Origin of the sequence: Bacillus sp. FSL K6-2839 (assembly GCF_038003365.1) — a bacterium.
Classification (GTDB): Bacteria; Bacillota; Bacilli; order Bacillales; family Bacillaceae; genus Bacillus.
The window spans coordinates 983202-1005059 of sequence record NZ_JBBOOZ010000001.1; the positions used below are offsets into that span (position 1 = coordinate 983202).

Genomic DNA, 21858 nt, shown 5'->3' on the forward strand with positions numbered 1-21858 from the left:
TTACATTTAAAAGTTCAGAGGGTTGATGTCATTTGTGGGGGTTTGTGATGACCTTGAAATGAACTTGTAAAATTCAAGTATCATTTTGACAATCACAATAAATTTTCCCTTTGTTTTTTCTTTTATGAAAAAATTTTTATAGAGGAGAAACCTTTTGAGAATCTCTTACGTCTACGATATATCAATTGGTGCAAAACAGATTGATCTTGAGCTAATGAAAGAAAGAGGGAACGAAATTGAAATCTATCGGAGTCGTAAGAAAAGTAGACGAACTAGGGCGTATTGTGATGCCAATCGAATTAAGAAGAGCACTTGATATTGCTATTAAAGACAGTATGGAATTTTTTATAGATGGGGAGAAAATCGTCTTGAAAAAATACCAGCCAGAGGGCGTTTGCCTCATGACTGGTGAGATTACATCGGAGAACCATGATTATGGAAATGGTCAAATTACATTAAGCGCTGAAGGCGCAGAACTACTGTTAAAAGAGCTGCAAGAAGCTCTTCAGCAGTAATTAAAATAGCCTGCTCTCTTCCTTTGTGCTGAGAACAGGCTATTTTTTTCTGGAAAAGTTCCTTAAAAATGCCCCATCACCCTCAAAAAATAAGTGGAAAATGGTACAATTGACAAAGAATCTCAGGGCGGCAGGTGGAATCATTTGAACAAAACATATCAAGTGCGGATCGTGTTATCTGTTCTTGCATTTATTTTAATTTTAAGCTGGGATTTCTTTTATTATCTAGGCGGCTATCAAATTAATTGGCCGCTCGATCTAGCCTTTACAGTCTTGGTTTTAACAGGGATCTGGGTTGTCTCAGGCTATGTAGACCGCTTAAACCTACTTGTGTCAGACTTAAATACGAGAGAGAAAGAAGCACACGAACTGACAGAGCGGCTGAATCGAATCACAGATAACTTGCAAGAAATCGTCTTTGAAACAAACGAAAAAGGTGAAATTATTTTCTTAAATCAAGCATGGACACAAATGACAGGCTATGACATAGAGGAATGTCTAGGCACGATGTACAATCAGTACTTTGATCAAGAGGAGCGCGTGGTCCAGCATTTGTTATCTGTGATCAAGGAGCATAAGGATGCGGGGCGGGTAGAACTGCAGCTTCTCCATAAAGAGGGAAAGAAGGTATGGGGAGACGTTCATTACAAGCTCTATTTTGATGAGCATCACCAGTTTACTGGAGGGATTGGAACGGTTGCTGATATTACGAAACAAAAGCAGGCAAAGCTTGAGCTTGAAAGATCCAACCAGCAATTGCAAATGCAGGCGCAAAAGCTGGCTGTTGCAGGACAAATAGCCGCTGGAATCGCGCATGAAGTCAGAAATCCACTGACATCAGTAAATGGCTTTTTGCAGCTGATGAAGACACAATATCCTGAAAGAACCGATTATTTTGACATTATCTTTTCCGAAATTAAACGGATTGATTTTGTTTTAAGTGAGCTGCTTGTATTGGCTAAGCCTCAAGCGGTCCATTTTCAAGAAGTCCAGCTTCATGAGCTACTAGAACAGGTGATTACCTTATTAAAAACAAATGCCGTTCTTTCAAATATTGATCTCAAACAGCCATTTAAAAAGCAGGATGCCGGTGCAATCCTAGCAGACGCTAACCAAATGAAGCAGCTGTTCATTAATTTAATTAAAAATGCGATTGAGGCAATGCCAGAAGGTGGCAGCATATACATATCTACAGAAAAAGTATTGAATGAATGGAAGATTACCATTCAAGATGAAGGAAATGGGATGTCTGAAGAGGATATTCAAAAAATATATGATCCTTTCTTTTCAACGAAAAAAGAAGGGACAGGGCTTGGTTTGACCATCTGTGCGACGATTTTAAAAGATCATCAAGGAAGAATGGACGTATCCAGTGAGCTTGGAAAAGGCACAGCTTTTCAAATCTATTTGCCTGTGTGTCAAAAAAGCAGACAGCAGCAAGTTGAGAGGACGTGAAGTCATGACGATGAAAGCTTTATTTGTATATGGGACGCTATTGCAGCATGAAGAGCACCACGAAGCGTACATGAAGGAAAGCAGGCTATTAGCTAAATCAGCTTGGATGAGTGGAAGGATCTACGATACAGGTCAAGGATATCCAGCGTGCGTCCACTCAGAAAAAGGCACTGTATACGGGGAATTGTACGAGGTGACTGTTGACACGTTGAATAAGATAGACGTACTAGAGGAAGGGTATGACAAGCAGGAAATCAATGTCATGACGGATCAAGGTCAGGTAGCAGCCATGACATACACTTTGCCAGAGCAGAAGGCATCAGCGCTGAAAGCAATAAAGAGAGGGAGCTGGAAAGCTTATAGACTGTGGCAGCAGAAGCCGTCATCCTTCTATTATTTTGCCTATGGCTCCTGTATGGATGATGCAAGATTTAAGCTGGCAGAAGTCGATCATCACTTCAAACAAATCATCGGCGGAGGAGTACTAAGCGGTTTTACCACGAGATTTACATTGGTGAGGCCAGATGGATCAAGAGCTGATATGGTAGAAGACGGCGGCGAAACAGAGGGTGTTTTATATGAAGTTCCTTTTGATGCCATTCGTTATTTGTATAAACGAGAAGGAGTATATGAAGGTACATATCGTCCAGCTTTTGTCGATGTCAAAATAGGTGATCAAATTTATGAGAACTGTTTAACCTTTCTTGTGCTTCAAAAGAGCGAAGAAATCGCTCCGCCAGCTCATTATCGCAGTGAAATTGAAAAAGGAGCAGACCTTTACTTAAGTGAAGCGTTCCGTAAAAAAATTCGTTCGCATATGGATTCATTAATCAAACCGTAGTAAAATGCATGTTAAGTGAGATAAAAGGAGTCTGAACATGAAAAAGGAATATGCAGTCATTGGTCTTGGACGCTTTGGCGGAAGTATTTGCAAGGCGCTGAGCGAAGAAGGACTTGAAGTCATGGCCATGGATATGAATGAAGATCGAGTGAACGAATACGCGAAAATTGCCTCACACGCGGTCATTGGCGATTCGACCGACGAATCCGTTTTAAAAAATCTTGGTATTCGTAATTTTGATCATGTCATCGTTGCAATTGGCGAAAACATTCAGGCAAGTATTTTAACAACGATTATGCTGAAAGAGCTTGGCGTCAAAATGGTCACCGTGAAAGCGCAAAATGACTACCATGAAAAGGTGCTCAACAAAATTGGAGCGGATCGCATCGTTCATCCAGAGCGAGATATGGGCAGACGAATTGCACATAAAATTATTTCAAATAACGTGCTCGATTACCTCGAGCTGTCAGATGAGTACAGCCTGATTGAGATTGTTGCAAACAACAGGCTTGCGGGGCATTCTCTTTTAGATCTTGATATTCGGGCAAGATACGGCATCAACATTGTGGCGATTAAGCGCGGAAAAGAAGTCATCGTTTCCCCTCTGGCAGATGAAATGATTCAAAAAGAAGATATCCTCATTGTCATAGGGGCAGTAGCCGATATAGGACGCTTTGAAAAACGAGAAATGCAGAACGATTATTAAACACTCCGATGACGGGGTGTTTTTTTATATGAATATGTACATGACAGGTGGACATTGAGACGGAAATAGACACTGAAAAGGGTTGCTTTGTTCATGTATAACCTCAAAAATGAGTCATCATATTTTTCGTGCAATTATCACTATTCAGAAATAAAAAACAGTGTTTTGAGATGGTTGATTTTCTCTAAATGTCATTGACTGGGCAAACAGATTCGTTTACGATAAGAAACATTATATTGTTTACTTGGAGGAGGCAGTGTCGTTGGATAAGGAGCTTTTCAGACATCAAATTGAGGTAGCAGCAAAGAGAAAAAAAGCAGCCCTCGTGATTAAACATGCGAAAGTCATGGATGTGTTTAACCAGGAATGGATAGACGCTGATGTCGCTGTTGAAAATGGACAAATAGTCGGGATAGGGGAGTACGAGGGAGAACAGGAGCTGGATGCAGCAGGTCAAATGCTTGTACCTGGTTTTATTGATGGCCACGTTCATATCGAGTCCTCTATGGTCACCCCTGCTGAATTCTCCAAAGCTGTCGTTCCGCACGGTGTGACAACTGTCGTAACAGACCCGCATGAAATCGCCAATGTGTCAGGTATAACAGGCATCCGTTTTATGCTGGAAGAAGCGAGAAAAGCTGCCTTACATATTTATTTCATGCTGCCATCCTGTGTACCAGCAGTCAGTTTTGAACGATCAGGTGCTATATTAAAAGCGAAAGATTTAAAGCCCCTTTATCAAGAGAAGGAAGTGCTTGGTCTTGCTGAGGTGATGGACTATGTCGGTGTGGAGCAGGCAGAAGAAGATATGCTTCAAAAGCTGCTTGATGCTCAAAACGAGAATAAATTAATTGATGGCCATCTAGCAGGCTTAACAGACCGATTAATAAACGTCTACCGGACGGCCAATGTCCAAACAGACCATGAGGTGACAACAGCAGAGGAAGCCCTTGAACGTGTGAAAAGGGGCATGTATGTCATGTTGAGAGAGGGATCTGTTGCCAAAAACGTGAAAAATGTTTTACCTGCTGTGAATGAGAAGAATGCGAGACGTTTTTTCTTTTGTACAGATGATAAACATTTAGATGATTTAATGGCGCAGGGAAGTATTGATGAGCAAGTACGGATGTCCATAAAAGCAGGCTTAGATCCATTTTTAGCCTATCAAATGGGAAGCTTAAATGCCGCAGAGTGTTTTGGTCTTAAAACAAAGGGAGCCATTGCACCAGGCTATGATGCTGATTTTATGCTCGTCTCAGACCTTCATCATGTAGACATCTCAAGCGTATTTATTGCGGGAGAATTGGTTGCGCAGCATGGAGAGTACAAACCGAGTGTCGAAAAGATTGCACCGAGCCCAGCATTATTACAATCTGTTCATGCAGTAGACGTTCAAGAGCAAGATATTGCACTGCCTATCACAGACGATCAAAAAATGAATGTCATCCGTATTATTCCGAATCAGCTTGAAACAAAGTTAGAACAAGTCACTCCTTCAGAAACGAACGGACAATTTACAAGTGATACAGAGAGAGATGTATTAAAAATGGTGCTTGTCGAACGTCATCAAGGTTTATCTGAAATGGGGGTAGGGATTGTCAGCGGCTTCGGCATCAAACAGGGCGCGATTGCAACAACGGTTGCACATGATTCACATAACTTAATTGCAGTTGGCACAAATGATGCCGATATTATTAAAGCGATTGAAGCGTTAAAAGAAGCAGGCGGCGGTTTGACCGTTGTCAAAGAAGGCCAGTCTCTTCATACGCTGCCATTACCGATCTCCGGTTTATTGTCAGATCAGCCGGCACATCTCGTCAATGAAAGCCTCCATGAACTCCATGAAGCACTAAAAGAAACTGGTTTTTCCTTAGACTTTAATCCGTTTTTGACGCTGTCCTTCTTGGCACTTCCAGTCATTCCTGATGTGAAAATGACAACAAAGGGCTTGTTTGATGTCAGAAGCTTTCAGCACCTCCCAATTCAATCATAAAAGAATGAGAAACTGCATGTATACCTTGTATATGTGCGGTTTTTTTCAATGCTTGATGAAAAAAAGAGACACAGCCAGTCGGCTCGTGTCTCTTTTTGTTATTACACTTCCATAATAATCGGTAAGATCATTGGGCGGCGTCTTGTTTTTTCATAAAGGAAAGGTGCAAGTGTGTCCGTAATTTCGTTCTTAATTTCTGACCACTGAGTTGTCTTACGTTCCATTACTTTTTCAAGATGCTTTGAAATCAAATCTTGTGCGTCGTTGATGAGGTCTCCAGATTCTCTCATGTAGACAAAGCCTCTTGAGATGAGATCAGGACCAGCAGAGATTTTGAATTCTTTCATGTCCATGCTGACGACCACAATGACAAGACCTTCTTCTGAAAGAATGCGGCGGTCTCTTAAGACGATATTCCCGATATCGCCAATTCCGCTTCCGTCGATATACACGTTACCTGATGGAATTTTGCCAGCGACACTTGCTTCGTCACCTTTTAGTGCAAGAACTTCACCGTTATCCATGATAAAGCAGTTTTCCTCAGGAATTCCGCAATCATTCGCAAGTTTAATATGCGTTTTTTGCATGCGGTATTCACCGTGAATCGGCATAAAGAATTTTGGTTTAATTAAACGGAGCATCAGCTTTTGTTCTTCTTGTCCTCCGTGACCAGATGTATGAATATTATTGAGTGAGCCATGAATGACCTCAGCGCCAGCACGATAAAGCTGGTTAATGGTGCGGCTTACGCTAATATTGTTACCCGGAATCGGTGAAGATGAGAAGACAACAGTGTCTCCAGGATTAATCGAAATCTGGCGGTGAGTGCCGTTTGCAATACGTGAAAGAGCAGCCATCGGTTCACCTTGGCTCCCAGTACAAAGAATGGTCACTTTGTTTGCTGGTAGACGGTTGATTTCATTATGTTCAATAAACGTGTTTTTCGGACATTTAATGTAGCCAAGATCTTGTCCAATATCAATGGCAGACTCCATACTGCGTCCAAACACAGCAACTTTTCGGCCGTTGGCAACAGCGGACTCAATGACTTGCTGAAGTCTGTGAATGTTTGAAGCAAACGTAGCAAAGATGATACGTCCGTCGACTTTTCTAAAGATGTCATCAATGCTTTCGCCTACGCGTCTTTCAGACATCGTAAATTCTGGAATTTCACTGTTTGTACTATCGGATAAAAGACATAGAACGCCTTCTTTCCCGATTTCAGCCATTTTTGTTAAGTTGGCAGGCTCGCCAACAGGCGTAAAGTCAAACTTGAAATCACCTGTATGTACGATGTTACCAGGAGGCGTCTTCACGACAATTCCATAAGAATCTGGAATACTGTGTGTTGTTCTAAAGAAAGACACAGCTGTTTTTCTAAATTTAATGGTATCTTCTTCTTCAAAAATGTGAAGTTTTGTTTGTCTCAAGAGGCCGTGCTCTTCCAATTTATTACGAAGTAGGCCGATTGCGAGTTTGCCGCCGTAAACTGGAATATTCACTTGCTTGAGAAGGTAAGGGATACCGCCGATGTGGTCTTCATGTCCGTGAGTGATGAAAAGACCTTTGATTTTATCTTCGTTTTTAACTAAGTACGTATAGTCAGGGATGACGTAGTCAATTCCAAGAAGCTCATCTTCAGGGAACTTAATACCAGCATCAATTAAAATGATTTCATCTTGAAATTGAACGCCATACGTGTTTTTACCGATCTCGCCTAAACCGCCGAGCGCAAAAACTGCCGCCTGATCGTTTTTAACAAATTTCATTCCTCTCATAGCTCCAATACTTTAAAATTTTCACTTTCTCGTTCATAGTCTAAAAAAGCACCGTCTACAGGCTGAATGAATTCAATGTTGTAGCTATGTTTTTTCAACTTATCGCGTACGTCTCTTTCAGAAACCGCTTCAACGTATAGTGAATCTGTGTGTTCTCTTACAGGTACCTCAGTAGTACTTGCCTGAAAAAATACCTTATATATCATCCAAATCTCTCCTTAAATACCGTATGTTACACTCGCTAATTCTATTATATTAAAAAAACGCGCATAAGAAAAGTCTCTGAGAAAAAAGGACCTTCGGCAAATGTGCGGAAGATCCTTTTAAGCGATCGATTTTTTACGAAGCATGTCCTTCCATTGTCTTCTAATTTTCTTGCGCAGACGACGAAGCATCACAGGTCGCCTCCTTTCGGTTTGAAGTCAGATTAGACCATGTATTCCGTTCTCTCTTTATACTTGTATTATATGACGATTCCATTGAATGTTACATGGTTATATGTGGGAAATAGGCGTTTTCATAGGAAGTGGTTTCGAAAGCGGAAATCTTTCTGTATGATGAAAGGGAGTGGGTATACATAACAAGAGACAGGAGACGGGATATGAATAAAAAAGTCATCTTCTTTGATATCGACGGTACTTTATATGATCATGATAAAAAAATACCTGAATCAACGAAGCGAGCGGTTCGCTTATTAAAAGAAAAAGGCCATCATCTCTTTATTGCATCTGGGCGTTCGCCTTTTTTGATTCAGCCTATTTTAGAGGAATTAGGGCTTGACTCCTTTATTGCTTATAACGGTCAGTATGTCATGTATGAGGGAGAGGTCATTTACGGCAATCCGCTGAAACTGGAACTGATGGAGCAAATTTATGAAACGGCGGATCGTCATGATCATCCGCTTGTATTCATGGGGGAAAAAACGATGAAGGCTTCTGTGCCAAATCATCCGTTTATCCATGAGGGGATTGGGACTTTAAAAACAGAGCATCCTGAGCATGATTTGTCTTACTTTAAAGAAAACGAGATTTTTCAAATGCTGTTATTCTGTAAGGCTGAAGAGGAAGTCCAATACGAGGCGTTCCGCGAAGAAATTGATCTTGTCAGATGGCACGAGCTGTCAACAGATGTCCTGCCAAAAGGCGGGTCGAAGGCTGAAGGCATTAAACGAGTCATCGAAAGGCTGCCTTATGATCAAAAGGATACCGTTGCCTTTGGAGACGGTCTGAACGATCGAGAGATGATTTCATTTGCTGGAACTGGCGTTGCCATGGGTAATGCTGTGAATGAATTAAAAGATTTGGCTGATTTTGTGACAAAGCCAGTAGATGAAGACGGCATATTCCATGCAGTGACTCATCTAGGCCTTATTGAAGAGTAAAAAAAGAAGACCCTTAGGCTAATGGGTCTTCTTTTTATTTTATGATCTGCCGATCTCAACAGAGTTGTCTGGCTCAGCGAAGGGCTGATCCTTTTGAATATGATCATAAAACATAATGCCGTTTAAATGGTCGATTTCATGCTGAAAAACAATGGCCGGGAACCCTTTTAGGCGAATATCAATGTCTTCTCCTTCAAGCGTTGTGGCCTTCACCCTGATCTTTTGATATCGAGGGACAAATCCAGGAATGGCTTCATCAACAGATAAGCAGCCTTCACCAGTAGCTAAATAAGCTCTTTTGACCGAGTGACTGACAATGCGCGGGTTGAAAAGGGCATAGCTGTATTCCTCTCCATCTTCGTCCTCACAGTGAACAGCGATCATCCGTTTACTGATATTAATTTGCGGAGCTGCTAGTCCAACGCCGGGTCTGAGTCCATACTTTTCAGCCATGTCAGCATCCTGACTATTTTTGACGAATTCAATCATGTTAGCTAATTGCTGTTTTTCCTCTTCTGTCGGCGGGAGCTCGACCGCTTCAGCTGTTTGTCTTAAGACGGGATGTCCGTCCCGTACGATATCTTCCATGGTAATCACAAATCTTCACTCCTATTTCCTTTGTATGTAAAGTATATAAAATGATACACAACATATGCAATGAAATAAAGAAGACCGGTCCTATGAGACCGGTCAGAGGCTTAAACAGCCATTAGCAGCAGCCGCCACCGCCGCCGCCTAAGAATGCTGCGCCAACGATGATTAATAGGATGAAAAGGACAACGATTAAAGCGAATGTCCGTCCTCCGCCGTATCCGTAGCCACCGCCATAACTTGGGTAACAACAGCCACCGCCATATCCACCACCGTATCCATACCCGTGACCGCCGTATCCACCATACATACTTCCATGACTATAATTAGACATACTTTTGACCTCCTTTGGAAATACACTCGGCCTCTCAGAAGTGAAGGCGAAGCGTGTAATATAAACTATGTATGAATGCACTATTTGTATAGTCATGCGCCTATCACTTGAAAAAAATCTTCTCCGGCTCATCAGGATGACCTCTTTCCTTGTCACAAGCGCCTATAAAAATTATAGTGGTATGTGGAGATGTAAAGGGGGAACCTTGTGATGAGACAGATGAGAAGAAGCATGAAAGCATGTGCTGCTTTAGCGGGGATATGTACCCTTTTGCTGGCGGGATGCGGAGGTCAAAGTCCATTTCATGACATGCAAGATGCGATGACGAAAATGAGCGAAAAAGAGGCATCCTTTGAAAAAGAGCAAGGTACACTGCAAAGCTATGAGAAAAAAGAGCAGCAGCTCTATACAAAAATGATTCAAACCACAAAAGATCATACAAAAACAGTGTCAAGCCTTTCTGATCAGGCGTTAGCATCTGCAGCGAAACGAAAAGAACATTTAAAAACAGAAAAAGACAGCATGGATGAATCGAAAAAAGAATTGAAAACGGTAAAGGAATCTGCCGGACGTATAAAAGATACGGATTTAAAAGAAAAAGCAGATGAAACGGTCAAATCGCTTGAGAAAAGATATGCGTCGTATGACCAGCTTTACAAGGAATATCAAAAGGCGCTGAAACAAGATCAGCATTTGTATCAATCTATAAAGAAGAAGGACTTAGGATATGAAGAGTTGAAATCCAAGCTGAAGACGGTGAACCGTTCTTATAGCAAAGTCAGAAAAGAAGGTAAGAAGTTCAATCAATATACAAAGCAATTGAATGAGCATAAACAGGCTTTGTATAAAGCGGCAGATCAAGAGCCCCAAAAGAGCTGAAAAAACAGCTCTTTTTTTATTTTTCGACAAAAACAAACATTTTCTATTGTAGTACAGTAGTATACTCTATACTAGTACAGTTTGAGGTGTTTGTTAAACAGATTGATACAGCTCACCATAAAAAGTAAAGCGAATACATTTATTTAAATAAAGCCGTTAAATCAATTGACGGACTATTTTTCTTGTTGTAAACTAGTCCTTGTTAACAGAAGTTGTATTAGTTTTTTGTGAACTATCGTTAATACAGTTAGAAGAACTCAAAAACGAGCGATCATTCAATGTTTCGACAACGATCCTAGTGGCTATTAAATACAGGAGTCATATGAGTATTTTGGGTTATCCTATATCTGTATGTATAAATGGATTCACGACAAATTGACTGTTAAAAGAAAGGAAGAGGTGACTTTAGAATGGCTGCAAAAACAAAAAAAGCAATTGTTGATAGCAAAAAGCAATTTGATGCCATCAAAAAGCAGTTTGAAACGTTTCAAATTTTAAACGAAAAAGGCGAAGTCGTAAACGAAGCGGCAATGCCGGATCTCTCAGATGACCAATTAAAAGAATTAATGCGCCGTATGGTGTTTACACGTGTATTAGATCAACGTTCAATTTCATTGAACCGTCAAGGACGTCTTGGCTTCTATGCGCCTACAGCTGGACAAGAGGCTTCTCAGCTTGCAACTCACTTTGCACTTGAGAAAGAAGATTTCATTCTTCCAGGATATCGTGATGTACCACAATTAATCTGGCATGGCCTTCCATTAACAAAAGCGTTCTTGTTCTCTCGTGGACACTTTGTTGGTAACCAAATGCCTGAAGATGTGAATGCACTTTCTCCACAAATCATTATCGGTGCACAAATCATTCAAGCTGCTGGTGTAGCTCTTGGTTTGAAAAAGCGCGGTAAAAATGCTGTTGCAATCACTTACACTGGTGATGGCGGAGCTTCACAAGGTGATTTCTACGAAGGTATCAACTTTGCAGGGGCTTACAAAGCGCCAGCGATTTTTGTTGTCCAAAACAACAGATATGCGATCTCTACACCTGTTGAGAAGCAATCTGCTGCACAAACAATTGCACAAAAAGCAGCTGCAGCTGGTATCGTAGGCGTACAAGTTGACGGTATGGATGCATTAGCTGTATATGCAGCAACTGCTGAAGCTCGTGAGCGTGCTGTAAATGGCGAAGGTCCAACATTAATCGAAACTCTTACATTCCGTTACGGTCCACATACAATGGCTGGTGACGATCCAACAAGATATCGTACAAAAGAAGATGAAAATGAGTGGGAGCAAAAAGATCCATTGGTACGCTACCGCAGATTCTTGGAAAACAAAGGCCTATGGTCTGAAGAAGAAGAGAATAAAGTCATCGAAGATGCAAAAGAACAAATCAAACAAGCGATCAAAGAAGCTGACGAACAGCCTAAGCAAAAAGTCACTGACTTGATTGAAAACATGTACGATGTGAAACCATTCAACTTAGTTGAACAGCTTGAAATTTACAAACAGAAGGAGTCGAAGTAAGCCATGGCGCAAATGACAATGATTCAAGCGATCACTGATGCGTTACGCACAGAACTGAAAAATGACGAAAACGTTCTCGTTTTCGGAGAAGACGTTGGTAAAAACGGCGGCGTATTCCGTGCGACTGAAGGATTGCAAAAAGAGTTTGGTGAGGATCGTGTATTCGATACTCCACTTGCTGAATCTGGTATTGGCGGTCTTGCAATTGGCCTTGGACTACAAGAATTCCGCCCAGTAATGGAAATTCAATTCTTCGGATTCGTTTACGAAGTATTAGATTCTGTTTCTGGACAAATGGCTCGTATGCGTTACCGTTCTGGCGGACGCTGGCATTCTCCAGTGACAATCCGTTCTCCATTCGGTGGAGGGGTTCATACTCCTGAGCTTCATGCTGACAGCTTAGAAGGTCTTATCGCACAACAGCCTGGTATCAAGGTTGTCATTCCTTCAACACCTTACGATGCAAAAGGACTATTAATTTCTGCAATCCGCGACAACGATCCGGTTGTGTTCCTTGAGCATATGAAACTTTATCGCTCTTTCCGTCAGGAAGTTCCTGAAGAAGAGTACACAATTGAAATCGGTAAAGCTGACGTGAAACGTGAAGGTTCTGACCTTTCAATCATCACTTATGGTGCAATGGTTCACGAATCACTTAAAGCTGCTGAAGAACTTGAAAAAGAAGGCGTTTCTGCTGAAGTGATCGACCTTCGTACAGTAAGCCCGCTTGATATTGAAACAATCATCGCTTCTGTTGAAAAAACAGGTCGTGCGATCGTTGTTCAAGAAGCACAAAAACAAGCTGGTATTGCTGCAAACGTAGTAGCTGAAATCAATGACAGAGCAATCCTTAGCCTAGAAGCACCAGTACTTCGTGTAGCTGCACCTGATACTGTATTTGCTTTCTCTCAAGCTGAGAGCGTATGGCTTCCAAACCATAAAGACGTGCTTGAAACAGCTAAGAAAGTTCTTGAATTTTAATTAAATGACAGAGGGGAAAAGAATTTATTTCTCTTCCCCTTTATCAATTACATGACCGTGTAAATATACACAACAAGGATTCAACAAAATCTAGGAGGCGAAAAACAGTGGCATTTGAATTTAAACTTCCGGACATCGGAGAAGGTATCCACGAAGGTGAGATCGTTAAGTGGTTTGTAAAACCAAACGACGAAATCAATGAAGATGACGTTTTAGCAGAGGTACAAAACGATAAAGCAGTTGTAGAAATTCCTTCACCTGTTAAAGGAAAAGTATTAGAATTAAAAGTTGAAGAGGGAACAGTTGCAACAGTAGGACAAACAATCATTACGTTTGATGCACCTGGTTACGAAAATCTTCAATTTAAAGGCAGCGAAGAAGAAGGCGAAGCAAAAACTGAAGCTCAAGTACAAGGTACTGCTGAAGCTGGTAACGAGCCAGAGAAGAAAGAAGTGGCACAAGAAGAAGCGGCAGCAGCAACTGGTGCAGGCGCACAAGAGCAAGTAGATGCTGATCCAAACAAACGCGTCATCGCTATGCCATCTGTACGTAAATATGCTCGCGAAAAAGGCGTTGAAATTTACAAAGTTGCAGGTTCTGGTAAAAACGGCCGTGTGTTAAAAGAAGATATCGACAGCTTCGTTAATGGTGGTTCTGCAGCTCAAGAAGCAGCACCTCAAGCAGCTGAAAGTGCGAAAGAAGAAGCAGCTCCAAAAGCGGCAGCAGCTCCAGTTCTTGAAGGAGAATTCCCAGAAACTCGCGAGAAAATGAGCGGCATCCGCAAAGCGATCGCGAAAGCAATGGTGAACTCTAAGCATACAGCTCCTCACGTAACATTAATGGATGAAGTTGATGTAACGAACCTTGTTGCACATCGTAAACAATTCAAACAAGTTGCAGCTGATCAAGGAATCAAGTTAACTTACTTGCCTTACGTTGTAAAAGCTCTAACTTCTGCTTTGAAAAAGTACCCAGTACTTAACACTTCTATCGATGATAAAACAGATGAAGTTGTTCAAAAGCATTACTACAACATCGGAATTGCAGCTGACACTGAAAAAGGCCTGCTCGTTCCAGTTGTGAAAAATGCAGATCGCAAAGCAATTTTCGAAGTGTCTAACGAAATCAATGAGCTTGCAACAAAAGCACGTGATGGTAAACTGGCTCCAGCTGAAATGAAAGGTGCATCTTGCACAATCACAAACATCGGTTCTGCTGGTGGACAATGGTTTACTCCAGTCATCAACCACCCAGAAGTAGCGATCCTTGGTATTGGCCGTATCGCTGAAAAAGCGGTTGTTCGTGATGGCGAAATCGTTGCAGCTCCAGTCTTAGCTCTTTCCCTTAGCTTTGACCACCGTATGATCGACGGAGCTACTGCGCAAAATGCCCTTAACCACATCAAGCGTTTATTGAATGATCCACAATTAATTTTAATGGAGGCGTAATGTCATGGTAGTAGGAGATTTCCCAATCGAAACAGATACTCTTGTCATCGGTGCAGGTCCTGGTGGATATGTAGCTGCTATTCGTGCTGCACAGCTTGGACAAAAAGTAACAATCGTTGAAAAAGGAACACTTGGCGGTGTATGTCTAAACGTTGGCTGTATTCCTTCAAAAGCATTAATCAATGCTGGCCATCGTTTCGAAAATGCTAAGCATTCTGAAGACATGGGTATCAAAGCTGAAAACGTAACAGTTGATTTCACAAAAGTTCAAGAGTGGAAAGCTTCTGTTGTTAACAAATTAACAGGTGGAGTTCAAGGTCTTCTTAAAGGAAATAAAGTAGACATCGTTAAAGGTGAAGCTTATTTCGTAGACAGCAACTCTGTACGTGTAATGGATGAAAATTCAGCACAGACTTACACTTTCAAAAATGCAATTCTTGCAACTGGATCTCGTCCAATTGAATTGCCTACTTTTAAATACACAGACCGCGTGATCAACTCAACTGGTGCTTTGGCGCTTAAAGAAGTACCTAAAAAGTTAGTTGTCATCGGTGGTGGATATATCGGTACTGAGCTTGGAACTGCTTATGCAAACTTTGGAACAGAAGTTGTCATCCTTGAAGGTGGAGACGAAATCCTTCCAGGTTTCGAAAAGCAAATGAGCTCATTGGTTAAACGTAACCTGAAGAAAAAAGGAAACGTTGAAATCCATACAAACGCTCTTGCAAAAGGCGTTGAAGAAAAATCTGATGGTGTCACTGTTACTTTCGAAGTAAAAGGTGAAGAAAAAACAGTTGATGCTGATTACGTACTTGTTACAGTTGGTCGTCGTCCAAACACGGATGAGCTTGGTCTTGAGCAAGTTGGTGTTGAATTGACTGACCGTGGAGTTGTCAAAACAGACAAACAATGCCGTACAAGCGTATCTAACATCTATGCAATTGGTGACATCGTTGATGGACCACCACTTGCACACAAAGCTTCTTACGAAGGTAAAATTGCAGCTGAAGCAATCGCTGGAGAGCCAGCTGAAATTGATTACCTTGGTATTCCTGCTGTTGTATTCTCTGAGCCAGAACTTGCAACTGTTGGGTACACAGAAGCAGAAGCAAAAGAAGAAGGAATCGAAATCGTTGCAGCGAAATTCCCATTCGCAGCGAACGGACGTGCACTTTCTCTTGATGCAACTGATGGCTTCATGAAAATGATCACTCGTAAAGAGGATGGTCTTGTTATCGGTGCACAAATCGCAGGTGTTGGCGCTTCTGATATGATTTCAGAGCTTAGCCTTGCAATCGAAGCTGGAGTGACTGCTGAAGATATCGCAATGACAATTCATGCTCATCCAACTTTAGGTGAAATTACAATGGAAACGGCTGAAGTAGCAATTGGAAGCCCAATTCATATCGTAAAATAATGAACCTATTAAAACCCTCTCCTTGATGGAGAGGGTTTTTTTGAGCGCTCCCATATGAAAAACCCCTCATGAGATGAGGGGCTTTTTCATATGGATATATAAGTGCAAGGTTAGGCCATTAATTTGTATTCACGCGGTCTAAAGCGTGGCATAAGGGCGATAAAATATCCTCTTTGCTGCTGACATTTCCTTCAACCTTCACAATGACTTTTTCATTATTTACAAGTAAAATAGCCGGCAATTCGTCTACTTCATTTTTCCAGCCTTTACGATCTTCTTTCACAATCATCTTTGACATTTCCTTCGGATATTCATTCTTTAAATCGAGGACTGCATCATAATAAGGACTTTCTTTATCAAGATTTTCTGCATCTGTAAAAAAGAGAATTCTTGGTTTCTGAATATGACTGACTTGGTCGGTCTGATTCGGTATGATATACGCAAATGAGCATGAACTAAGTACAAAGAGCATGGGGAATATAATGAGAAGTGACCTCATAAAATTCAATCTATTCACCTCAAAATCCTTTGGGGTTGTCCCAACATTTTTAGGAGCTGGTTACCTGTTAGTCACTCTAGTGTATCATGTCCTTTTTGACAATTTTCGATTGTTACTCAATTGTTACAGAATTGATATGAAGCAAAATACAATTGAAACGTTCCCTCAATATGATGAGAAAAAAGCACATAATCATAAAAAATATTTAAATGTGTCATACAATTAACCGTTGACAACTTAAATGTGACATCATATTATAGAGATATGAAATAGATTAAACGCTTTCAAATTATGAATGAAGAAAAGGGGAATGTACGTGGGTACAATTATTTGTCAAGATTGCAATGAAACCATTGATCAATTTGAAAATGAAAAAGTGACAACGCTATACGGAACGTGTGGTCACTGTCATTGCTGTGATGAAGCCTCTGAATAAATAAAAAAGCATGCAGCCCCAAATGGAGCTGCATGTTTCTTTTTTATAAAATTGGTTTTTGTTCTTTAATCACACGGATCATTTCAAGCGTTGAATCTTCTGGTCCTTGGACAGGGAGACCAATTTCTATGTTTTTAAAGATATATGAGATATTTTCTTCTGTGATAATTTCTCCTGGTATAAAAATAGGAATGCCTGGCGGGTACACCATAACAAACTCTGCGATGATGCGGCCCGCTGCTTCTTTAAACGGAACCACTTTTGTTGTGGCGTAAAAGGCGTCACGCGGCGTCATGGCAAGCGATGGAATCTCAGGCAGCAGGACTTCTGTGACCGCTTGTGTGCCGCTCTCACTTGTAGAGGTTGCGGCAATTTCCTTCATAGCCGTTATAAGCGTATCGATTGTTTCATCAGAATCACCAGGGGTCACAATACATAAAATGTTGTAAAGGTCAGAGAGCTCCACTTCAATCCGGTAGCTTTCTCTCAGCCATTTTTCGACATCATGGCCATTTAGCCCAAGGTCTTTAATTGAGATAATTAATTTCGTTGGGTCATAATCGTACGTAGAAGCTGAACCGAGTATTTCCTTGCCAATACACGTAATGCCATCAATTTGGTTCAAACGGTTTCTCGCTGATTCAGCCAAACGGATGGCTTCATCTGCAAGTGCCTTTCCTTCAGTGGCTAATCGCTTTCGAGCGACATCAAGTGACGCCAAGAGCAAATAAGAAGTAGACGTTGTCGTCAGCATGCTCAAAATCGATTGTACGCGATCTTTTGAGACAAGCCCTTCCTTCATATTTAAAATAGAGCTCTGGGTAAGGGAACCGCCGAGTTTATGGACACTCGTTGCTGCCATGTCGGCACCTGCCTGCATCGCAGATAGTGGAAGCTCATCGTGAAAATGAATATGCACGCCGTGTGCTTCATCGACAAGGACAGGCACATGAAATGAATGGGCAATGTCTACAATCGATTTTAAGTCTGCTGAAACCCCAAAATACGTCGGATTAATCACAAGCAGACCTTTTGCATCTGGGTGCTCCTTGAGCGCCTTTTTCGCTGATTCTGGTGTAATGCCGTGAGAGATGCCAAGCTCTTTGTCTATTTCTGGGTGAATAAAAACAGGAACTGCGCCAGAAAATACAATGGCGGACATAATCGATTTATGGACATTGCGCGGAATGATGATTTTATCTCCAGGTCCGCATACGGTCATCACCATTGTCATGATGGCGCCGCTTGTTCCTTGAATGGAGAAAAATGTATGGTCAGCACCGAATGCTTCAGCAGCGAGCTCCTGTGCTTCTTTTATCATCCCTCGAGGTGAATGTAAATCATCGAGAGGTTCTATATTAATGAGATCAATGCTTAATGCATTGTCGCCAATGAATGCTCTAAATTCAGGGTCCATTCCGGCTCCTTTTTTATGGCCTGGAATGTGAAATTGGACTGGATTGGTTGCTGCATGCTTTTTTAGTCCAGTGTATAAGGGTGTATCATGTTGTGACAATTGCTTTCCCACCTTCATCGAAATACCTGCTATTATTGTGCCAATAACGGCAGATTTCATTGCATAAAACAAAAGAATTATATTATGAACTGATCGGAATGTAAAGCATAAAATCAATCGGTTTCTGATCGAACAGATGCTATAATAAAAGTTCAAATAAGAAATGAGTGTTAAAGTGAGGGACAAGTAAATGGAATATCAATATCCAATGGATGTCGACTGGACGACAGAGGAAAAGATTGCCGTTATTTCGTTTTTTCAAGCTGTTGAAAAAGCCTATGAAAAAGGAATTGCGAAGCAGGAGTTATTAGATACTTATAAACGATTTAAAGAGGTTGTGCCATCAAAAGCAGAAGAAAAGACGCATTGTGCAGCGTTTGAAAAGGAAAGCGGGTATTCTCCTTATCGTACAGTGAAATCTGCAAGAGAGGCAGAAGAGACAGCCGTTATACGTATGTAAGAAAAAACGAGCCTGCATGGGGCTCGTTTTTTTTATACAGATTCTTTTTGTGTAAAGCGGTATAGATAAGTCAACGTGCGGAAGGCATCTTCAATTTTTGATAAGAATTCTTCATTATTCATTTGAACGACTTCTTCTCTAGGCAGCTGAATGCCGCAAAGGAGTTCGGCTTTTTTCACCGTTTGGACACGTTCAAACAGCGTTTTCAGCTGTTCTGCATCGAGCTCGCTGTGACGCATGACATCTGGTTTCATATGGTCTTTAGACCAAACAAAATCTTGCGGTATTTTCTTCTGAATGGTGTCTAGTTCTTTTTCGAATAGCTGACCATACTCGCCTTTCACAGGAGATTCATAAATGAGCGCAAACCATACAAAGACATGAGTTTTCCAAAGCCCAATTTGAAAATGAGGGAGTTTTTTATACCCACGCTTGCTGTTTGCAAAAGCAACCCACGTATCATTTGGCGGATTGACTGATCTTCTAGCATGCTTTGCGACGTGTACAAACATTTCGTCTCCTGTAATAGAAGAAAGAAGTGGTGCAAAGTGTTCACCAAGTGCCTCAAGCTTTGGACGGACTCTTTCTTTTAATACGGTCATTCGTTCATCTAAACCGTCAACTGTAAATGTCTCAAAATCTTCATCTCTAAAACGCATTTCACTCATATTATGCCTCCTGTATTCTTTCGCTGATCATATTTTATCATAGCTTGGGTTAAGCTCAAAAAAAGATGCACCAACAGATCAAAGATTGTAGAGGAAATAGGGCAGCGTTTAAAAACAACGATTTTGTGGTACATAACAAATAGGTAAAGACACAATTTTTAGAATGTCGTTGCGGTTATGCGATCGCTTCATACGATATAAGCAAGAACCAATTCTCTTATCGATTGAATTTTTTATCAATGAAAACTGACAAGGAATGAATCATTCTCTGGAAGGGGCGTTGACCAAATGAAGCAAATCGTGAAGCAGGGGTATAGACAGGAGAAGAAGAATCGCATCGCTGTGTGGAGATTAGAGGTGGATTATGAGCTTTCTACGCTTCATGAAGCCATCGAGCAAAAAGATGACATCCAAATCGAACGCAGCAAACGAAAGCTTGAGCGCCTAAGAAAAGAATGGGAGCAGCTTAAAGGGTAAAACAAGGTGAGGTAAAAACGAACCAATTCATCGGTTCGTTTTTGTATGAAGCTGCTTTTTTCTTGCTTTTACGTACATAATATCAGTATGCTAAAACAAATAGGTATTACATAGAAAAGAGGTTTACAGTCTGATGACAAACTGGGTGGAAATTGACCGTCTTGCAAAGCTTTGGGTAAAAGAAGCAGGAAGCCGTATTAAAGCGTCCATGCAGGAAGGTCTATCAATTGAAACAAAATCAAATCCAAATGATCTTGTCACAAATATCGATAAAGAAACAGAACGTTTTTTCATTGAAAAGATACAATCGACATTTTCAGATCATCACATTTTAGGAGAAGAGGGACAAGGGGAAGAGGTGACCTCGCTGGATGGGATTGTGTGGATCATTGATCCAATCGATGGCACAATGAACTTTGTCCATCAAAAACGCAACTTTGCCATTTCCATCGGGATATTTGAAAATGGCATAGGGAAAATCGGTCTCATTTATGACGTCATTCATGACGAGCTTTACCATGCGGTCAAAGGGGAAGGGGCCTATATGAATGATACCCTGCTTCCGCCATTAAAAGATGTAGCGATTGAAAAAGCCATTGTCGGCATTAACCCGACCTGGGCGATCGAAAGCCCTTATTTTGATGCTAAACCGTTTGCCCGTCTCGTGCGTGATGTGAGAGGGACGAGAACGATTGGATCAGCTGCCCTTGAGCTCGCTTATATCGCAAGCGGCAGAAGTGACGCATACGTTACGTTAAGGCTTGCGCCGTGGGATTATGCAGCAGGGTGTTTGCTTCTAGATGAAGTAGGGGCTGTCTACTCAAATATACATGGAGAACGCCTAACTTTTCTAGAGAAAAACAGTATCGTCGCCGGAAATCGATCCGTTTGTGAAAAGATTTTACACGATTACATAAAAGGCAGTGGAAATAAAAAAAAATAAACCAAATCACTTCATGAGAATGAAGTGATTTTTTGTGTTTGATGAAACTTTTTGGTAACAAATGACTAGTTGTCGATAAGAAAAAGTCAAGTGATCATTCTTTATTGGCTGAAATAAAAAACCCCCATCTGGGCGAACCAGATGGGGGTTTTTTGCTTAGCTTAATTTTTCTTTTGCCATTTGAACTGCATCATAGAACGTTTTTAATTGCTCTTGAGGAATTTTCTTAAGCATTTGGTTGAAAACAAGTAATTCAGTAGAGCTGAATCCAAGACCTTTTGCAATTTTTGAATCAATTACAACGTTTCCTTTTTTGTCTAAAACAAGTGCATCACCAGCAAGATCAGCAAGTCTGATCACTGATTTGAAAAGTTTTTCGAATTTAGCTGCTTCTTCTTTCGTAAGACCAAGTTCAACAGCTTTTGCTGCATCAAAGATCAATTTCCCTTTTTCGTTTTTAGTGATGCTTTCACTGAAAACGATTGTAAGAACAGCTGCGCGATCTAAGAATTTCTCAGCAGTCGCCGCTTCTTCTTCAGTTAGTCCGAGCTCAACAGCTTTTTTCACATCAAATGTGTAGCTGTTGTCTTCTTCAACAAATGAATTGATGAGAATGTTGATGACGCGCTCGTTTTTCTCCAATAATTCTTTAATGATTTGCTGCTGTTCAAAAGGAATCCCTTTGAAAGTTGCAGCACTTGCTTGCCCAGGAGCTACTGTTGTGAAAGTAAGGATAATAGCTAAAGCGAAAAATACAACAGAGCTGAGCGATTTGCTCAAAAACTTCTTCATGCTTCTTTTCTCTCCCTTTTCTGTTAAATTTTGTTGCAAGAACAGCATACCATGAGAAACTTTGTGGAAGAATAGGAAAATTGTAACTTTATGTTTGGTTTTGGAGAACTATAAACGTTATTGTCGAAAAATGAAGAGGTTCAGATTGCTTACTTTTGCCAATTCTATATGATATGTTTTGTCTCTACACTCGAGCTTTCATAGGTGGTTGGTCTTATTTTT

Annotated in this window: 23 protein-coding genes; 15 read left to right on the top strand and 8 right to left on the bottom strand. The window is 41.0% G+C overall.

Going from position 1 to position 21858, the window contains the following annotated elements:
- The first annotated feature begins 236 nt into the window (after positions 1 to 236).
- The 5 genes from MHH26_RS04750 to ade all read left to right on the top strand — a co-directional run bounded on the left by MHH26_RS04750 (position 237) and on the right by ade (position 5510).
- Positions 237 to 515: an AbrB/MazE/SpoVT family DNA-binding domain-containing protein gene (locus MHH26_RS04750; protein ID WP_034662686.1), complete on the top strand. Its 279-nt coding sequence runs from the start codon at positions 237 to 239 to the stop codon at positions 513 to 515.
- A gap of 144 nt (positions 516 to 659) precedes the next feature.
- The gene (locus MHH26_RS04755; protein WP_106030784.1) at positions 660 to 1970 is read left to right on the top strand and encodes an ATP-binding protein; all 1311 of its coding nucleotides are present in this window, start codon (positions 660 to 662) and stop codon (positions 1968 to 1970) included.
- A gap of 4 nt (positions 1971 to 1974) precedes the next feature.
- Positions 1975 to 2811, top strand: coding sequence for a gamma-glutamylcyclotransferase (locus MHH26_RS04760; protein ID WP_340972615.1), 837 nt, complete (start codon positions 1975 to 1977; stop codon positions 2809 to 2811).
- 37 nt (positions 2812 to 2848) lie between these two features.
- Entirely contained in the window at positions 2849 to 3517 is a 669-nt protein-coding gene (locus MHH26_RS04765) for a potassium channel family protein (RefSeq protein WP_034662681.1), read from the top strand.
- 262 nt (positions 3518 to 3779) lie between these two features.
- Positions 3780 to 5510: an adenine deaminase gene (gene ade / locus MHH26_RS04770; protein WP_034662678.1), complete on the top strand. Its 1731-nt coding sequence runs from the start codon at positions 3780 to 3782 to the stop codon at positions 5508 to 5510.
- A gap of 101 nt (positions 5511 to 5611) precedes the next feature.
- Here the strand turns inward: ade and rnjA are convergent, their stop codons facing one another.
- Together rnjA and MHH26_RS04780 are read right to left on the bottom strand one after the other, a co-directional pair.
- On the bottom strand, positions 5612 to 7279 hold the full coding sequence (gene rnjA, locus MHH26_RS04775) for a ribonuclease J1 (protein WP_012009818.1): 1668 nt from the start codon (positions 7277 to 7279) through the stop codon (positions 5612 to 5614).
- Positions 7280 to 7284: 5 nt separating this feature from the next.
- A complete protein-coding gene (locus tag MHH26_RS04780) occupies positions 7285 to 7494 on the bottom strand; it encodes a DNA-dependent RNA polymerase subunit epsilon (protein WP_003211882.1) in 210 nt (69 codons plus the stop codon).
- Between the two features lie 395 nt (positions 7495 to 7889).
- Here MHH26_RS04780 and MHH26_RS04785 point away from each other — a divergent pair, with 395 nt between their 5' ends.
- Positions 7890 to 8669: a Cof-type HAD-IIB family hydrolase gene (locus MHH26_RS04785; protein ID WP_034662673.1), complete on the top strand. Its 780-nt coding sequence runs from the start codon at positions 7890 to 7892 to the stop codon at positions 8667 to 8669.
- Positions 8670 to 8708: 39 nt separating this feature from the next.
- Here MHH26_RS04785 and def read toward each other — a convergent pair whose 3' ends face one another.
- Both def and MHH26_RS04795 read right to left on the bottom strand, forming a co-directional pair.
- On the bottom strand, positions 8709 to 9266 hold the full coding sequence (gene def / locus MHH26_RS04790) for a peptide deformylase (protein ID WP_340972619.1): 558 nt from the start codon (positions 9264 to 9266) through the stop codon (positions 8709 to 8711).
- A 112-nt stretch (positions 9267 to 9378) separates the two neighbouring features.
- Positions 9379 to 9570, bottom strand: coding sequence for a YjcZ family sporulation protein (locus tag MHH26_RS04795; RefSeq protein ID WP_106030973.1), 192 nt, complete (start codon positions 9568 to 9570; stop codon positions 9379 to 9381).
- A 234-nt stretch (positions 9571 to 9804) separates the two neighbouring features.
- Between MHH26_RS04795 and MHH26_RS04800 the strand changes: the two genes are divergently transcribed.
- The 5 genes from MHH26_RS04800 to lpdA all read left to right on the top strand — a co-directional run bounded on the left by MHH26_RS04800 (position 9805) and on the right by lpdA (position 15845).
- On the top strand, positions 9805 to 10473 hold the full coding sequence (locus MHH26_RS04800; RefSeq protein ID WP_307499563.1) for a YkyA family protein: 669 nt from the start codon (positions 9805 to 9807) through the stop codon (positions 10471 to 10473).
- Positions 10474 to 10883: 410 nt separating this feature from the next.
- On the top strand, positions 10884 to 11999 hold the full coding sequence (gene pdhA, locus MHH26_RS04805; protein ID WP_060596162.1) for a pyruvate dehydrogenase (acetyl-transferring) E1 component subunit alpha: 1116 nt from the start codon (positions 10884 to 10886) through the stop codon (positions 11997 to 11999).
- Between the two features lie 3 nt (positions 12000 to 12002).
- On the top strand, positions 12003 to 12980 hold the full coding sequence (gene pdhB / locus MHH26_RS04810; RefSeq protein ID WP_012009824.1) for a pyruvate dehydrogenase complex E1 component subunit beta: 978 nt from the start codon (positions 12003 to 12005) through the stop codon (positions 12978 to 12980).
- A gap of 107 nt (positions 12981 to 13087) precedes the next feature.
- Complete coding sequence (locus MHH26_RS04815) at positions 13088 to 14428, top strand: dihydrolipoamide acetyltransferase family protein (RefSeq protein ID WP_024426891.1); 1341 nt, start codon at positions 13088 to 13090, stop codon at positions 14426 to 14428.
- Between the two features lie 4 nt (positions 14429 to 14432).
- Entirely contained in the window at positions 14433 to 15845 is a 1413-nt protein-coding gene (lpdA, locus tag MHH26_RS04820; RefSeq protein WP_034662665.1) for a dihydrolipoyl dehydrogenase, read from the top strand.
- Positions 15846 to 15963: 118 nt separating this feature from the next.
- On the opposite strand, the gene MHH26_RS04825 is transcribed toward lpdA, so the two are convergent.
- On the bottom strand, positions 15964 to 16344 hold the full coding sequence (locus MHH26_RS04825; protein ID WP_223251442.1) for a hypothetical protein: 381 nt from the start codon (positions 16342 to 16344) through the stop codon (positions 15964 to 15966).
- A gap of 316 nt (positions 16345 to 16660) precedes the next feature.
- Here MHH26_RS04825 and MHH26_RS04830 point away from each other — a divergent pair, with 316 nt between their 5' ends.
- On the top strand, positions 16661 to 16780 hold the full coding sequence (locus MHH26_RS04830) for a GapA-binding peptide SR1P (RefSeq protein WP_003212464.1): 120 nt from the start codon (positions 16661 to 16663) through the stop codon (positions 16778 to 16780).
- A 43-nt stretch (positions 16781 to 16823) separates the two neighbouring features.
- Here the strand turns inward: MHH26_RS04830 and MHH26_RS04835 are convergent, their stop codons facing one another.
- Positions 16824 to 18296 (bottom strand): aminotransferase class I/II-fold pyridoxal phosphate-dependent enzyme, encoded by a 1473-nt coding sequence (locus MHH26_RS04835; RefSeq protein ID WP_340972623.1) that lies wholly within the window; start codon positions 18294 to 18296, stop codon positions 16824 to 16826.
- Positions 18297 to 18486: 190 nt separating this feature from the next.
- On the opposite strand from MHH26_RS04835, the gene MHH26_RS04840 reads away from it, so the two are divergent.
- The gene (locus MHH26_RS04840; RefSeq protein WP_060596166.1) at positions 18487 to 18756 is read left to right on the top strand and encodes a UPF0223 family protein; all 270 of its coding nucleotides are present in this window, start codon (positions 18487 to 18489) and stop codon (positions 18754 to 18756) included.
- A 32-nt stretch (positions 18757 to 18788) separates the two neighbouring features.
- On the opposite strand, the gene MHH26_RS04845 is transcribed toward MHH26_RS04840, so the two are convergent.
- A complete protein-coding gene (locus tag MHH26_RS04845; RefSeq protein ID WP_095285103.1) occupies positions 18789 to 19424 on the bottom strand; it encodes a DUF1054 domain-containing protein in 636 nt (211 codons plus the stop codon).
- 288 nt (positions 19425 to 19712) lie between these two features.
- On the opposite strand from MHH26_RS04845, the gene MHH26_RS04850 reads away from it, so the two are divergent.
- Together MHH26_RS04850 and MHH26_RS04855 are read left to right on the top strand one after the other, a co-directional pair.
- Positions 19713 to 19901, top strand: coding sequence for a hypothetical protein (locus MHH26_RS04850; protein ID WP_003211901.1), 189 nt, complete (start codon positions 19713 to 19715; stop codon positions 19899 to 19901).
- A 133-nt stretch (positions 19902 to 20034) separates the two neighbouring features.
- A complete protein-coding gene (locus MHH26_RS04855) occupies positions 20035 to 20844 on the top strand; it encodes an inositol monophosphatase family protein (RefSeq protein ID WP_340972626.1) in 810 nt (269 codons plus the stop codon).
- 156 nt (positions 20845 to 21000) lie between these two features.
- On the opposite strand, the gene MHH26_RS04860 is transcribed toward MHH26_RS04855, so the two are convergent.
- A complete protein-coding gene (locus tag MHH26_RS04860; protein ID WP_106071528.1) occupies positions 21001 to 21636 on the bottom strand; it encodes a hypothetical protein in 636 nt (211 codons plus the stop codon).
- Positions 21637 to 21858: the final 222 nt, after the last annotated feature.

Coding starts and splice junctions, on each gene's coding strand:
- MHH26_RS04760 (WP_340972615.1), top strand. CDS start 1,975: ATGACGATGAAAGCTTTATTTGTATATGGGACGCTATTGCAGCATGAA.
- MHH26_RS04765 (WP_034662681.1), top strand. CDS start 2,849: ATGAAAAAGGAATATGCAGTCATTGGTCTTGGACGCTTTGGCGGAAGT.
- rnjA (WP_012009818.1), bottom strand. CDS start 7,279: ATGAAATTTGTTAAAAACGATCAGGCGGCAGTTTTTGCGCTCGGCGGT.
- MHH26_RS04780 (WP_003211882.1), bottom strand. CDS start 7,494: ATGATATATAAGGTATTTTTTCAGGCAAGTACTACTGAGGTACCTGTA.
- MHH26_RS04785 (WP_034662673.1), top strand. CDS start 7,890: ATGAATAAAAAAGTCATCTTCTTTGATATCGACGGTACTTTATATGAT.
- MHH26_RS04795 (WP_106030973.1), bottom strand. CDS start 9,570: ATGTATGGTGGATACGGCGGTCACGGGTATGGATACGGTGGTGGATAT.
- MHH26_RS04800 (WP_307499563.1), top strand. CDS start 9,805: ATGAGACAGATGAGAAGAAGCATGAAAGCATGTGCTGCTTTAGCGGGG.
- pdhA (WP_060596162.1), top strand. CDS start 10,884: ATGGCTGCAAAAACAAAAAAAGCAATTGTTGATAGCAAAAAGCAATTT.
- pdhB (WP_012009824.1), top strand. CDS start 12,003: ATGGCGCAAATGACAATGATTCAAGCGATCACTGATGCGTTACGCACA.
- lpdA (WP_034662665.1), top strand. CDS start 14,433: ATGGTAGTAGGAGATTTCCCAATCGAAACAGATACTCTTGTCATCGGT.
- MHH26_RS04825 (WP_223251442.1), bottom strand. CDS start 16,344: ATGAGGTCACTTCTCATTATATTCCCCATGCTCTTTGTACTTAGTTCA.
- MHH26_RS04840 (WP_060596166.1), top strand. CDS start 18,487: ATGGAATATCAATATCCAATGGATGTCGACTGGACGACAGAGGAAAAG.
- MHH26_RS04845 (WP_095285103.1), bottom strand. CDS start 19,424: ATGAGTGAAATGCGTTTTAGAGATGAAGATTTTGAGACATTTACAGTT.
- MHH26_RS04850 (WP_003211901.1), top strand. CDS start 19,713: ATGAAGCAAATCGTGAAGCAGGGGTATAGACAGGAGAAGAAGAATCGC.
- MHH26_RS04855 (WP_340972626.1), top strand. CDS start 20,035: ATGACAAACTGGGTGGAAATTGACCGTCTTGCAAAGCTTTGGGTAAAA.
- MHH26_RS04860 (WP_106071528.1), bottom strand. CDS start 21,636: ATGAAGAAGTTTTTGAGCAAATCGCTCAGCTCTGTTGTATTTTTCGCT.